10 protein-coding genes and 1 pseudogene are annotated in these 13,610 nt (G+C 42.7%); 5 read left to right on the forward strand and 6 right to left on the reverse strand.

What is annotated here, in order from left to right:
• Positions 1 to 48 precede the first annotated feature (48 nt).
• Entirely contained in the window at positions 49 to 1,101 is a 1,053-nt protein-coding gene (lipA, locus tag A1232T_RS09000; RefSeq protein ID WP_077449106.1) for a lipoyl synthase, read from the reverse strand.
• A gap of 147 nt (positions 1,102 to 1,248) precedes the next feature.
• Entirely contained in the window at positions 1,249 to 1,659 is a 411-nt protein-coding gene (locus A1232T_RS09005; protein WP_077449107.1) for a carboxymuconolactone decarboxylase family protein, read from the reverse strand.
• A 422-nt stretch (positions 1,660 to 2,081) separates the two neighbouring features.
• Between A1232T_RS09005 and acnB the strand changes: the two genes are divergently transcribed.
• The 3 genes from acnB to A1232T_RS09020 all read left to right on the forward strand — a co-directional run bounded on the left by acnB (position 2,082) and on the right by A1232T_RS09020 (position 6,742).
• Positions 2,082 to 4,685, forward strand: a complete 2,604-nt coding sequence (acnB, locus tag A1232T_RS09010; protein WP_077449108.1) for a bifunctional aconitate hydratase 2/2-methylisocitrate dehydratase — start codon at positions 2,082 to 2,084, stop codon at positions 4,683 to 4,685.
• A 215-nt stretch (positions 4,686 to 4,900) separates the two neighbouring features.
• Positions 4,901 to 6,106 carry an aminotransferase-like domain-containing protein gene (locus A1232T_RS09015; protein ID WP_077449109.1) on the forward strand — a complete coding sequence of 402 codons (1,206 nt, stop codon included), beginning with the start codon at positions 4,901 to 4,903 and terminating at the stop codon, positions 6,104 to 6,106.
• Positions 6,107 to 6,304: 198 nt separating this feature from the next.
• Positions 6,305 to 6,742 (forward strand): PACE efflux transporter, encoded by a 438-nt coding sequence (locus tag A1232T_RS09020; RefSeq protein WP_244152436.1) that lies wholly within the window; start codon positions 6,305 to 6,307, stop codon positions 6,740 to 6,742.
• A gap of 49 nt (positions 6,743 to 6,791) precedes the next feature.
• Here the strand turns inward: A1232T_RS09020 and A1232T_RS09025 are convergent, their stop codons facing one another.
• The 3 genes from A1232T_RS09025 to dnaB all read right to left on the reverse strand — a co-directional run bounded on the left by A1232T_RS09025 (position 6,792) and on the right by dnaB (position 10,373).
• Positions 6,792 to 7,592 (reverse strand): enoyl-CoA hydratase/isomerase family protein, encoded by an 801-nt coding sequence (locus A1232T_RS09025; RefSeq protein WP_077449110.1) that lies wholly within the window; start codon positions 7,590 to 7,592, stop codon positions 6,792 to 6,794.
• Positions 7,593 to 7,708: 116 nt separating this feature from the next.
• Complete coding sequence (locus tag A1232T_RS09030; RefSeq protein ID WP_077449111.1) at positions 7,709 to 8,761, reverse strand: threonine aldolase family protein; 1,053 nt, start codon at positions 8,759 to 8,761, stop codon at positions 7,709 to 7,711.
• A gap of 172 nt (positions 8,762 to 8,933) precedes the next feature.
• Positions 8,934 to 10,373 carry a replicative DNA helicase gene (gene dnaB / locus A1232T_RS09035; protein WP_077449112.1) on the reverse strand — a complete coding sequence of 480 codons (1,440 nt, stop codon included), beginning with the start codon at positions 10,371 to 10,373 and terminating at the stop codon, positions 8,934 to 8,936.
• A gap of 565 nt (positions 10,374 to 10,938) precedes the next feature.
• On the opposite strand from dnaB, the gene pdxA reads away from it, so the two are divergent.
• Both pdxA and rsmA read left to right on the forward strand, forming a co-directional pair.
• Entirely contained in the window at positions 10,939 to 12,114 is a 1,176-nt protein-coding gene (gene pdxA / locus A1232T_RS09040) for a 4-hydroxythreonine-4-phosphate dehydrogenase PdxA (RefSeq protein ID WP_208606941.1), read from the forward strand.
• A gap of 83 nt (positions 12,115 to 12,197) precedes the next feature.
• A complete protein-coding gene (gene rsmA / locus A1232T_RS09045) occupies positions 12,198 to 13,103 on the forward strand; it encodes a 16S rRNA (adenine(1518)-N(6)/adenine(1519)-N(6))-dimethyltransferase RsmA (RefSeq protein ID WP_077449114.1) in 906 nt (301 codons plus the stop codon).
• Between the two features lie 117 nt (positions 13,104 to 13,220).
• Here the strand turns inward: rsmA and A1232T_RS09050 are convergent.
• A pseudogene (locus A1232T_RS09050) lies at positions 13,221 to 13,610 on the reverse strand (transposase); the annotation flags it as partial.

The raw sequence follows: 13,610 nt of genomic DNA on the forward strand, positions 1-13,610 counted from the left end.
CTATCTGAATTTAAATAGCTACTTAGCTAATAATTCGATGGGGATAGATTAACAACCCAGTCTCTTACCTTCAGCTTCAGCAGCCAAAGCTTTTTTACTACGGATAGGTGCTGGGCAGTCTTCACCATAGTATTGACGATCGGCGAAGTAGCTTGAGCGAACCATAGGGCCGGCCCAAATACTAAAGAAGCCAATTTTTTTGCCATAATCCATGTAACGCTGGAACTCGTCTGGATGCACATAACGATCCACTGGGGCATGGTTTTTACTAGGTTGTAGGTACTGACCAATAGTAATCATGTCCACATCATGTGCTTTTAGATCGTCAAGTAGGGCATAAACCTCTTCTTCCGTCTCACCAAGGCCAACCATAAATCCGCACTTAGTTGCGATGTCTGGACGACGTGCTTTGTACTGTTTTAGCAAGTCTAGTGAGTGTTGGTAGTCAGAACCTGGACGGAACGCTTTATACAAACGAGGTACCGTTTCAATGTTGTGGTTAAATACATCAGGAGCGGTTTCTGTTAATAAGTCTAAAGCTATTTCCATACGGCCACGGAAATCAGGTACTAAGATCTCAATTAAGCAGTTTGGGCTTAATGCTTTTGACTCATTAATCACATCAACAAAGTGCTGAGCGCCGCCGTCTTTTAAATCATCACGGTCAACTGAAGTGATAACTGCATATTTAAGACCTAAGCCTTGGATGGTCTCAGCGGTATGGCGTGGCTCATCTTTATCTAGCTCATTTGGGCGGCCATGTGCCACATCACAAAATGGGCAGCGACGGGTACAGATATCACCCATAATCATAAAGGTAGCGGTACCATCACCGAAGCACTGCGGTAGGTTTGGGCAGGCTGCTTCTTCACACACTGTGTACAGCTTTTGCTTACGTAAAGTCTTTTTGATGCGATCAACTTCAGCAGGTGACGACATCTTAACGCGAATCCAATCTGGCTTCTTCGGCGCTTCTACCGTAGGGATTACCTTAATTGGGATACGAGCTACTTTGTCATAGCCACGAAGTTTTTCACCTTTAACCGCTTTCTTTGGTTTTGGTGGGGCTGCTGGCACGAAAGTTTGCACTGTAGTTGTCATAATCAGCTTCTGTCCTAACCCTTGATAATATTAGGGTTTATTAGTTATTCAAAATATAAAAATGAGTGATCGTATTATATCAGATATTAGGCTAAACGCGGAGAATTCAACCCGATAACAGCAGCAAGATAATCTTCACCCAACTGACTAGAGTGAGTCATCATCTAAATCAATGCCCAGTTCAGTTAAAGCTTCTATAGCGGCTCGGAATGCTTCTTGGGTAGCAGGCGCGCCGCAATAAGGCAGGCTGTGCATCAGTACTTCACGAATCTCCGCCACAGTTGCCCCATTATTAATTGCCCCTCGGACATGGCCTTTTAATTCATTGGGGCTTTTTTGAGCGATTAAAAAGGCTAGGGTAATTAGCGAGCGGTATTTATGAGGCAATACTTCATCATCTTGCCAAGTGCTGCCCCAAGCATGCTCGATAATCCAATCTTGAAGAGGCTGGGTAAAAGCAGTGGCCGAATTTAAAGAACGCTGTACATGAGACTCACCCATAACTTTAGTGCGTACTTTTAGTCCATTTTGATAAGAGTCACTTTTATTGTCTGCCATAAGTGTATTCCTGTTAATAAAAAAAAGGAGTGAGCTGATATGGCTTTAAACAGGCCAGTCAGTCTCATGTTACTTAGTTTAATTATTATAGCTTAAGAAAAGAGTAGCCTAATAAGTTATCCAGAAATTTAGCCGATATTTTCGCTGCTGCCCGTTACCATAACAAATTATCGCCACAAGGCATTGAGTTATAGTACATATTTCTAAAATAAATGTTCGATATGGCCTTAAAAAGTAAAGGGTTTGCAGTTTGGTGATTAACTTTTTGAGCGTTTTAGGCTATATTAGTGCCGAGAGTTAAACCCACCTGCAAGGTACTGGCAGCCACCACAAAATTCTACTGTTAATATTGACTGATAACAGTAACTAAATCCTGTGGCAGCTACCGAACCTGCGTAAAATAATGAAAGAGGACGCTTATTGTGTTAGACGCATATCGTAAACATGTCGAAGAACGTGCCCAACTTGGTACAGTGCCATTACCACTATCTGAGCACCAGACTGCCGATTTAGTTGAGCTGTTAAAAAACCCACCAGCGGGTGAAGAAGAGTTCTTAATGGACTTATTGGTTAACCGTGTACCAGCGGGTGTTGACCAAGCAGCTTACGTTAAAGCGGCGTTCTTAGCAGCTATCGTAAAAGGTGAAGCGACTTCACCGCTAATCGATAAGAAAAAAGCGGTTGATATCTTAGGCACTATGCAAGGTGGTTATAACGTATTACCTTTAGTAGAAGCGTTAGATGATGCTGACGTGGCTGAAAACGCAGCAGCAGCACTTAAGAAAACCCTATTGGTATTCGACGCATTCAATGACGTTACTGAAAAAGCAGAAGCGGGTAACGAGAAAGCTAAAGAAGTTGTTCAGTCATGGGCTGACGCAGAATGGTTCTTAGAGCGTCCAGAAGTACCTCAAAAAACAACTTACACTGCGTTCAAAGTAACGGGTGAAACCAACACTGACGACCTATCTCCAGCACAAGACGCATGGAGCCGTCCAGACATCCCACTACACTCATTAGCAATGCACAAAAACTCTCGTGATGGCATCCAAGCTGACGAAGAGGGTGTACGTGGCCCAATGAAGCTTATCGAAGAACTTAAAGAAAAAGGCCATCCATTAGCTTATGTTGGTGACGTAGTAGGTACAGGTTCTAGCCGTAAATCAGCGACTAACTCAGTACTATGGTTAATGGGCGATGATATCCCTAACGTACCAAACAAACGTGCTGGTGGCTTAGTATTAGGTGGCAAAATCGCTCCTATCTTCTTTAACACTATGGAAGACTCAGGCGCTCTACCTATCGAGAACGTTGCTGTTGATAACATCGATATGGGTGATGTATTTGACATCTATCCACACGAAGGCAAAATCACTAAGCATGATTCTGACGAAGTACTGTCTACTTTTGAGCTAAACTCAAACACACTTCTTGACGAAGTTCGTGCTGGTGGTCGTATTCCATTAATCGTAGGCCGCGCTTTAACTAACCGTGCCCGTGATTACTTAGGCCTAGAGCATTCAGAAGTATTCGCTAAGCCAGAACAACCAGAAGCTTCAGACAAGGGCTTCACTCTAGCTCAGAAGATGGTTGGTAAAGCTTGTGGTATGGAAGGCGTACGTCCAGGTATGTACTGTGAGCCTAAGATGACTACAGTTGGTTCGCAAGACACCACTGGTCCTATGACTCGTGACGAACTAAAAGACTTAGCTTGCTTAGGTTTCCAAGCAGACCTAGTGATGCAGTCTTTCTGTCACACAGCCGCTTATCCAAAGCCAGTTGACGTTGAAACTCAGCACACACTACCTGACTTCATCATGAACCGTGGCGGTGTAAGCTTACGTCCAGGTGACGGTATCATTCACTCATGGCTAAACCGTATGCTTCTTCCAGATACCGTTGGTACTGGTGGTGACTCGCATACTCGTTTCCCAATGGGTATCTCATTCCCAGCAGGTTCTGGTCTGGTTGCGTTCGCAGCAGCGACTGGTGTTATGCCACTAGATATGCCTGAGTCTGTCCGTGTTCGTTTCGTTGGTGAGCGTCAGCCTGGTATCACTCTACGTGACCTAGTACACGCTATTCCATTACAAGCGATTAAAGAAGGTTACTTAACTGTTGATAAGAAAGGTAAAATCAACGAGTTTAACGGCCGTATCTTAGAGATTGAAGGTCTAGAAGACTTAACTGTTGAGCAGGCGTTCGAATTATCAGACGCATCAGCTGAGCGTAGTGCTGCTGGTTGTACTATCACTTTATCTGAAGAGTCAGTAACTGAGTACTTAAACTCTAACATCACACTACTTAAGTGGATGATCTCTGAAGGTTATGGCGATGCTCGTACTCTAAGCCGTCGTATCGAAGCAATGCAAGAGTGGTTGAAGAACCCAAGCTTAATGCGTGCTGACGAAGATGCAGAATACGCTATCGATATGACCATCGATATGAGCCAAATCAAAGAGCCAGTACTATGCTGCCCGAACGATCCAGATGATGCTAAAACACTATCTGACGTAGCTGGCGACAAGATTGATGAAGTATTCATCGGTTCTTGTATGACTAACATCGGTCACTTCCGTGCTGCTGGTAAACTACTGCAAGAAGTACCTGCAGGAAGCCTTAAAACTCGTCTATGGATTGCACCACCAACTAAGATGGATGCACGCCTATTGATGGAAGAAGGTTACTACAACACTTACGCTCAAGCTGGCGCACGTACTGAAATGCCAGGTTGTTCACTATGTATGGGTAACCAAGCACGTATTGCTCCAAACTCTACTGCGGTATCTACCTCTACTCGTAACTTCCCGAACCGTCTAGGTCAAGGTGCTAACGTATACCTAGCATCAGCAGAGCTAGCAGCAGTTGCAGCTGTACTTGGTAAGCTACCAACTAACGAAGAATATCAGCAGTACGCTGGCATGCTAAACAGCATGGGTGACGAAGTATATCGTTACATGAACTTCGATCAGATGGAAGAGTACACTGAAGAAGCAGATAAAATTAACGTAGCTCAACTGTCATAAGTTGATGTACTAAACGTTTAGTTTTAGCTGAACAAAAGACCCCGTATCCTAGGATACGGGGTCTTTTTTTAAAGGCTTTAGAGCAATAGTTACAATTGGTGCTAGACGCATGAATGGCCGGTTCTATATACTGGTAACTATAATAATTATATTAAATGCTGGCTGGCATTATAAAAATATCAACCCACCCAATAACGTTATAAAAAGAGAGCGATATGCAGTATCAATTTTCAGAGGTGATCAACGAACTCAAACCCTCATTTATCCGTGAAATATTAAAACTAACCGTTAAGCCAGAGATCATATCGTTCGCTGGTGGTCTACCAGACCCTAGTTTATTTCCAAATCAAACCATCAAAGATGCCAGCAATGCCATGTTTGATAGAAATGATCGAGGTATTTATCAATATACAACGACTGAAGGTCACGCAGGTCTACGAGAGTGGATTGCAAAACGCTTTTCAGCCACTCATAGCGTTGATGTATCTGCAGACCAAGTCATGATCGTTTCAGGCTCGCAGCAAGCCCTAGATCTATTTGGCAAAATATATATTGACCCACAAGATGCTATAGTCATGGAAGCGCCCACTTATCTAGGGGCGATACAAGCTTTTCGTATGTATCAGCCAAAATTCAAAGAGGTTGAGCTGCTAGAAGATGGTCTAGATACCGATCAGTTCCGTTCTACCATGCAAGAGGCGGACAGTAAGCTCTTTTATGGTATTCCAAACTTTCAGAACCCAACTGGCTTGACTTACTCCTCTGAAAAGCGTCAGCAAGTGGCTGATATCTTAAAAGATACCGGTAAACTGATGTTAGAAGATGACCCTTATGGTGCTTTATTGTTTGATGAGGAAGGTGAATCTTCGCCAGACACCAGACCTATTTATGCTTTAGCACCTGAGCATGTGGTCTATATGGGGTCATTCTCTAAGGTGTTTGTTCCAGGCTTCCGCTTGGGCTGGGTCATTGCACCTAAGCCTGTCTTAGCTAAGATGGTTATTGCAAAGCAAGCGGCAGATCTACATACCAACTCATTTGTTCAAGAGTTGTTATATGAGTATGTGACTAGCCATGATCTTGATGCTCATATTGATTTGATTCGTCAAACTTATGCTACCAAAAAAGCGTGTATGGTAGAGGCAATCAACACCTATCTGGGTGAAGAGGTTGAGATGTATCCTACGTCAGGGGGTATGTTTATTTGGGTACGTGTCCCTGGTGTGGCCATTATGGACTTGCTTGAGATTGCTATCGAAAAAAATGTGGCATTTGTGCCAGGTGAGGCCTTCTCATTATCAGGCGGATATACTGACCACATGCGCTTAAACTTTACCAGCTTAGAAGAAGATCAGATTGTTGAGGGTATTAAGCGTTTGAAAGCTGCGTTAGATGCTTATCGTGCGACTCAGCAATCTTAAGCTGACAGGAATAAATAATTAACCAGATTAATTAAAATCTAAAGCCCTTGTTATTTGATAGCAGGGGCTTTTGTATTAAACTGTGTTAAGAATTATAAGATCATACAGGCGGAAACCGTGGCTCTGTATTTGAATTTATTTGTTGTTTCGGGGCGGGCCGATACTTTTAGTGTGCATTATTTTTGTACTTAGGAGTGTGTGTTGATTACCTTATCGCCTCTAAAGCGTCGTTTGGTGTATGTGACTGTTTTTGAGATTATCGCAATTATATCTTCGACTTATGTGTTGATGTGGCTAAGTGATAGTGGGGCTTCAGAATCGCTACCTGTTGCTGTAATGGTGTCAGTGGCAGCAGTTGTTTGGAATTTTATATTTAATACTGCTTTTGAAGCCTGGGAGCGCCGAAAGAAAGTAAAGGAGCGAACCTTCTTAATACGCAGTATACATGCTATAGGTTTTGAAGGCGGGCTGGTATTAATCTGCTTACCGCTATATATGCTGTGGTATAACGTGGGGCTGTATAAAGCCTTCACTATGGAGTTGGCTTTATTGCTATTTTTCTTGGTTTATACGTTTATTTTTACCTTGATATTTGACAAGATTTTTACTTTGCCTCAGCACTATAAGTCCGAATAACAAAAGGGCTACCCTTAGGTAGCCCTTTTTATTGTAATTAGTTGGTCAGTTACTTATTATAAACCGGCTTACGTTTTTCAATAAAAGCAGTAATACCTTCAATAAAGTCATCAGTTTTGGCCAGTCTAGCTTGCTGATGCACTTCCATATCTAAAGCTTCATTTAACCCCATATAAGCATGAGTGTTGATAAGGTGCTTCATAGTGGTTAACGCAGTAGCGGGTAATTGGGTCAAGCGATTGGCCAGTTTTAACACGGCTTCATCAAGCTCATCGGAGCTAACTACTTGATTTACTAAGTTTAAATCTGCCATATCTTTAGCGCTGATTTTATCGCCTAACATGACAAGCTCAGTCGTCTTAGCTGGGCCAACCAGCTCATTTAGCAGGTAGATACCCCCTGCATCTGGCACTAGACCAATATGAACGAACGCTTGGACAAACTTGGCATTATCGGCAGTAATGCGAAAATCACAGGTTAAAGCTAAGTTCATGCCAGCGCCAGCAACCGCACCTTCAAGCTTGGCAATAATAGGCTTATGAATTTTACGCAACAGTAAACTGACTTCACCAGCGCCTTCAACCATGCTTTTTAGCTTCTCTGAAAGTGCTTCTCTTTCTAGACCATCTGACAACATCTCTTTGATATCGCCGCCGCTTGAGAAGTTGCCGCCAGCCCCTTGCAAAATAATGACACGAACATCAGCATCGGCTTCTGCTTCTTGTAAAGCAGAAATAATGGCCGATTTCATTAGGGTGCTAAAAGCATTTAAGCTTTTTGGGTCATTAAGAGTAATGGTCGCGATATGGTTTTCAACATTATAAATTACAACATCTTGGGACTGGGTCATAATAGATATCCTAATGCATTGAAGCAAAAATATTTATAGGGTAGAAGTATCACTTGTTAGTTATACACTTTTATTGCTAAGGATACAAAAACAATTCTCTTAGCCTAAGAAAAGCTTTAGTTATTAGAGCTATGAGCCTCTAGCATCGCAATAAAACGATCTACCTGATGTTCAGGAGTGGCCCAAGAGGTCACCAAGCGGCAGATGGTAGAGCCATTATCTAACTGTTCCCACTCATAAAAATCAAACTCAGTTTTTAAGGTGGTGATAAGCTCGGGAGGCAATAGAGCAAAAACCTGATTACTTTGGGTGGGTACGAAAAGCTCAACACCAAACTTCTCTAGACCTTCAGAGAGCTTTTTAGCCATAGCGTTGGCATGCAGACTAAGCTCTAGATACTTATCGTCTTTTAATAAAACCTCAAACTGCAGACCCAGTAAGTAACCTTTGGCCATCAAGCCACCATGGCGTTTTAGATAGATATTAAAGTCGGTGGCGATGTCTTTGTTAGGAATAACTAGGATTTCACCAAACATGGCCCCCATTTTAGTGCCGCCAAACCAAAAGATATCGGTTAACTCAGCGAAGTCTGCAAAAGTTAGCGTACGCTCATTCGGATTGCTGTGGGTATAAGCGATAGCAGCGCCCAATCTTGCCCCATCCATGAATAAATACATGTCGTTGCTACGGCAGTAATCTGATAGCGCTTTTAACTCTTCATAGGTATAAACTGTGCCAAGCTCGGTAGTATTTGAGATATACACAGCTTTTGCTCTGACGACGTGCGGAGTGAAACTATGGCGTGCTTTTACTTTTTCTAAAGCTTCAATGGTCAGCTTACCTTGTTTTGATTCTGCCAAGATAACCTTATGGCCTGTGGCCTCAATAGCGCCTGCTTCATTTACAGCGATATGGCCAGTATCACAAGCCACGATGCCATCGATCGGTGATAGCATAGCGTCAATACAAACCAAGTTTGCCTGAGTGCCAGTAATTCCAAAATGGATAGCGATGTCTTTATTGTCTAATTGCGACTTTATTTTTTCTCGTACTCGCTCAGAGTATTCATCAAAGCCATAGCCCTTATGTTGTTGTAGGTGGGCATCTTGCATAGCCGCGATGATGTCAGGGTGGGCACTTTCGCTGTAGTCGTTTAAAAAATGAAACATAACTTGGTTTTAAACTCTCTTTTAAGTGTAACAAAGGTTAGGCCGAGGCCGGTTGGGTGAAATAAAAAGGAGCTACTAAACCTTAAGGTAAGTAGCTCAGTTAGTCATTAAATAGTTCAATAGTATTTTGCAAGTAGGGTTGGCTAGTACCGTTTGCTTTTACTGCTAAGCTCTACTCATCGTTCTCAAAGCTGGCGTCTGCCATATAGTGATCAGGCGTTAGGTTAATAAAGCGCGTGTATTGACCTTCGAATGCCAAACGTACGGTACCAATAGGTCCGTTACGCTGCTTACCAATAATAATCTCTGCCACACCTTTTAAGTCAGAGTTTTCATTATAAACTTCATCACGATAAATAAAGGTGATTAAGTCAGCGTCCTGCTCGATAGCTCCTGACTCACGTAAGTCAGACATGATTGGGCGTTTATTAGGACGGTTCTCTAGGCTTCGGTTAAGCTGAGATAAGGCAATAACTGGACAATTTAACTCACGCGCCAAAGCTTTTAAGCTTCGTGAAATCTCAGAAATCTCTTCCACACGGTTACCACTTAAGCTAGGCACTTTCATTAGCTGGAGGTAATCGACAATCACCATGCCGACTTTACCATCATGGTTTTTGGCAATACGGCGACAGCGTGAGCGTACTTCAGAGGGGGGAAGGGCAGTACTGTCATCAATGTACAGGTGCTTGTCTTGCAGGTGAGATATGGCATTCATCATACGTGCCCACTCATCCTCATTCATCTGGGCAGAACGCAAGCTGGTTTGGTTAATCTGACCCCAAGAAGACAGCAGACGCATAACAATAGACTCTGCAGGCATCTCCATAGAAAACACGATTACCGGCAAGTTTTCGTGGAATAAAACGCCTTCTGCTAAGTTCATAGCGAAGGTGGTTTTACCCATAGAAGGACGTGCGGCAACGATAATTAAATCACCAGGTTGTAAACCTTGAGTTTTGTTATTGAGCTCATCAAATGGGGTTCGGAGACCAATCATGCCATCTGGGTTGTTTTTCAGCTCGTCCATTTGCTCAATGACGTTTACTAGAACCGAGCCGACATCGACAGGTCCTCGTTGTTGGGCACGTTTGTTATGTTGCTCATTAATAGCAAAGATTTTAGATTCAACCGTATCTAGGATATCACTGACACCGCGCTCTCTAGGATCATAAGCAAGGGCAAGCATTTCATTACCTGTAGTAATGAGCTGGCGTAAAGTTGATAACTCACGCACACGCTCTGCATAAGAGACGATGTTGAACATGGTGCTCGGGCTTTGGGTCACAATATCAGCCAGATAGCTTTCGCCACCAGCTTGTTTTAGTAATTTTTGTGAGTTGAGCCAGTCATGGACCATGACCGTATCATACGGTTCGCCCACCAAAGCTAGATGAGCAATGGCAGCAAAAATATGCTGATGGCGACCGGCATAGAAGTCATCTTTTGTGACGATATCAGAGATCTTATCAAAGGACTCGTCAATACTCATCAAGGTAGCCAACAAAGCTTTTTCGATGTCTACGTTATGCGGAGGTTGCTGACTTAATAAATCGGTTAAACCAACGTCATTATTGTCACTTTTTACACTTCTTTTTTTACTTTCGGCCATAGTTCTATTGTCATTATCAAAATACGGTGGTGTTATAGGCTCAGACAAATCAATTGCTGAAAAATAGGGGGTGACGCTTTATGATGTTACGGGCTAAGGTGTTACTAATATATGATGCTACTAAAATAGCAGAGTAATTAAGCACTTAATTCAAATATTATATAGATTTAGGTGTTTACAGAAGGTTTATTCCCTAAAGATTGAAACCAGTCATATTTAGGGTTAAGGTTAGAGATTGCTAACGGGGTGTTTTGCTAAAAGCGTCTGAAAAGCGGTTCATATATCGATAAATCAAGTTTGTGATTTGAGCGACAAAGTTTAACACATTGGCACCCGTTATAGATTAAAAAAACACATGATTTTATTTTTGCCGCTCACGTTTTATCATGAAAAATCTGTCATCCACTAATCTAATAATTGGGATTAAATTAGGGCTAATCAAGGTTTGGATGCTAATAAGGTAAACTAGGCTTAACCTCTATTATGGGCTTAATCTCTAATAATTATTAACAAGGGAATATTAATGACCACACACTCAAGCGATTTAGACAGTAGCAGCCAAAATATGATGGATAGTCAGTCGTCATTTGCTTTGCCGCCTTTAATTTTAACCACAGGCGAACCTGCGGGTATTGGCATGGATATCGTGTTGCAGTTAGCGGTAGCGGGGGAGCTTAGCAAGCTCGACTTCCCAGTGGTGGTATTGGCGGATGAAGAAGCATTAAAGCAAAGGTTTGAGCAAGTTTATGGCAAGCAGATTCAAAGCTTAGAAGCCCCGCTTTGGCAACGTATTACACAGGCCAGTGAGGTGATTAATGCCTCAGACAACTCACCGCAGTTTCTTAATGACAAGATTTTGCAAGCCAAATCAGCAGGCGTGGCAGCTGATATATCCCCTAAGTTTTATTTAATTCATGTTAGCTGTGACAGCCCTGTCATTGCTGGGCAATTAAATGTAGACAACGCTGCCATGGTGATCACGCAGTTACAAATAGCGCATGAGCTAGCCCAATCTAAGGCGGCAAGTGCTATCGTGACAGGACCTTTACAAAAGTCAGTATTAATTGACGCAGGCATCACTTTAGAAGATGGCTCGATGTTCACGGGCCACACTGAGTTTTTTATGCAAAAAAGTGGCTGTGATAATGTAGTGATGATGCTCGCCAATAATGCGATGAAAGTGGCGTTAGTTACTATCCATATGCCGCTAAAAGAAGTGGCAGAGGCGATTACTCCAGAGAATGTACGCCAAACGGTACAGATTTTATTAGATGATTTACAACAAAAATTTGGACTTGCCGATCCCAAGGTCTTAGTTTGTGGTTTAAACCCACATGCCGGGGAGGACGGCCATTTAGGGACAGAGGAGATTGAAGTCATCAATCCAGTGTTAAAACAATTTCAGGATAAAGGGGTGAATATCTCTTCTGCCATGCCTGCCGATACCTTATTTACCCAAAGACACCTAAAGCATTGTGATGCAGTTATTGCGATGTACCATGACCAAGGCTTGCCTGTGTTGAAGTCGCATGGCTTTGGAGATACCGTAAATTTAACGCTAGGACTGCCTTATATCCGGACGTCAGTAGACCATGGGACGGCGTTAGATTTGGCCGGTAATAAGAGTCTAGCGTCTGCTGAAACAGCTAAAGCCGATGGCGGGCAAGCGAGCAGTAGCAGTCTATGGCAAGCGTTAAAAATGGCCAATGATATGGCCAAATCGACCTTGGCCTTGAGCTAAGTGAATTTTCAAAGCTGGATAGACAAGTAATCCTGCGAAATATGCTAAACTAGACCCCTTTACTAACTGATATCTATCGACTTATGACACATTCCGACGCTTCAAAACATCCGTTACATGGCGCTTTAAAAAAAGCAGCCAAACATCAGCCTAGAAAAAGGTTTGGTCAAAACTTTTTGCACGATGACAGCATCATCAGTCAAATTGTGGATTCTATTGGTCTAAACCGAGATGATAACTTGGTTGAGATTGGCCCTGGTATGGGCGCTTTAACCGAGCCTTTATTAGAGCAAGTCGATGCCATGACGGTGATTGAGCTTGATCGTGATTTGGCCAGCAGCCTACGTATTCGTATTGGGGCTAATAGCCATCCTAATTTTAATATCGTCAATACAAACGCCATGCAGTTTGATTACTCAACTCTATATGATAAAGAGGCTGAGGGTGTAAAATCGAATAAGCTACGTGTCGTGGGTAACCTTCCTTATAATATCTCTACTCCACTGCTATTCACCTTATTGGAGTACTCAGATATTATTGAAGACATGCATTTTATGCTACAAAAGGAAGTCGTAGAGCGTATTACTGCGGATGTGGGCAGTAAAATATACGGCCGTTTGTCAGTGGTTATGCAGTACTACTGTGAAACTGAATATCTGCTTACCGTACCCAGAGGCGCTTTCAATCCTCCTCCAAAAGTGACCAGTGCAGTGTTCCGTCTGCGTCCTCATCTAACCAAGCCGGTACAGGCAGAAGATGAAAAACTCTTTGCTTTAGTGGTGCGTGAGACGTTTAACCATCGTCGTAAAACACTACGTGCCATCTTCAAACAGTCTTCATTAATGGCGACATTAAGTGATGAAGATTTCGCTTCTATTGGTATCGAAGGCAACGCCCGTCCTGAAACCTTGGATGTCAAAGATTTTGTCGCATTAAGTAATCTGGTAAATAGCAAACAGAGTAATCCGCTAGAAAATAGCGAAGACTAAAAATGCTAAGCGGACAAGGCTGTGGCGTGTGCCAAGGACGGTTTGAATTAAAACGAATACACGAGTAAGAATTTATCACCGGTCGCCGTAAAACCACCCACTTCAGGGCATAGGTATCTACACAAATTTACTAGCGGCATCAGCGAATTCACGTAGTTGGTCAGGGGGATAATGATTTACCAGTTCGGTAAAATTAAGCCACTGGAACAATCCTGCCATCACAGCAGGTGCGGTTATTGGTTTGCTGCGTTTCATTTGTCGACCTGAGAGGCGGACTAAAAACAAAGCAAACTCTTGTGACTGTTTATCAGATGCTTGCATAATACGCCACACGAGCGTACAAGCCTGAGAGGCAATCAACAACCGCTTAAAATAAGCGTCTCCACTTTGCTGTAACCAGGACTCTAACTGAAGTCCTGCACTTTTAAGCAATTTAAAATAAGATTCTATTTGCCAACGCCAATAATACCACTGACTAATATCTGTACCCTTGACGGACGTCTCTTG

It is taken from the genome of Psychrobacter pasteurii (assembly GCF_900162815.1).
Lineage (GTDB): Bacteria > Pseudomonadota > Gammaproteobacteria > Pseudomonadales > Moraxellaceae > Psychrobacter > Psychrobacter pasteurii.

Bases quoted from the DNA above. Each gene is read 5' to 3' on its own strand.
- pdxA (WP_208606941.1), top strand. From the start codon at position 10,939: ATGATGGATAGTCAGTCGTCATTTGCTTTGCCGCCTTTAATTTTAACC.
- lipA (WP_077449106.1), bottom strand. From the start codon at position 1,101: ATGACAACTACAGTGCAAACTTTCGTGCCAGCAGCCCCACCAAAACCA.
- dnaB (WP_077449112.1), bottom strand. From the start codon at position 10,373: ATGGCCGAAAGTAAAAAAAGAAGTGTAAAAAGTGACAATAATGACGTT.
- rsmA (WP_077449114.1), top strand. From the start codon at position 12,198: ATGACACATTCCGACGCTTCAAAACATCCGTTACATGGCGCTTTAAAA.
- A1232T_RS09030 (WP_077449111.1), bottom strand. From the start codon at position 8,761: ATGTTTCATTTTTTAAACGACTACAGCGAAAGTGCCCACCCTGACATC.
- A1232T_RS09025 (WP_077449110.1), bottom strand. From the start codon at position 7,592: ATGACCCAGTCCCAAGATGTTGTAATTTATAATGTTGAAAACCATATC.
- A1232T_RS09015 (WP_077449109.1), top strand. From the start codon at position 4,901: ATGCAGTATCAATTTTCAGAGGTGATCAACGAACTCAAACCCTCATTT.
- A1232T_RS09005 (WP_077449107.1), bottom strand. From the start codon at position 1,659: ATGGCAGACAATAAAAGTGACTCTTATCAAAATGGACTAAAAGTACGC.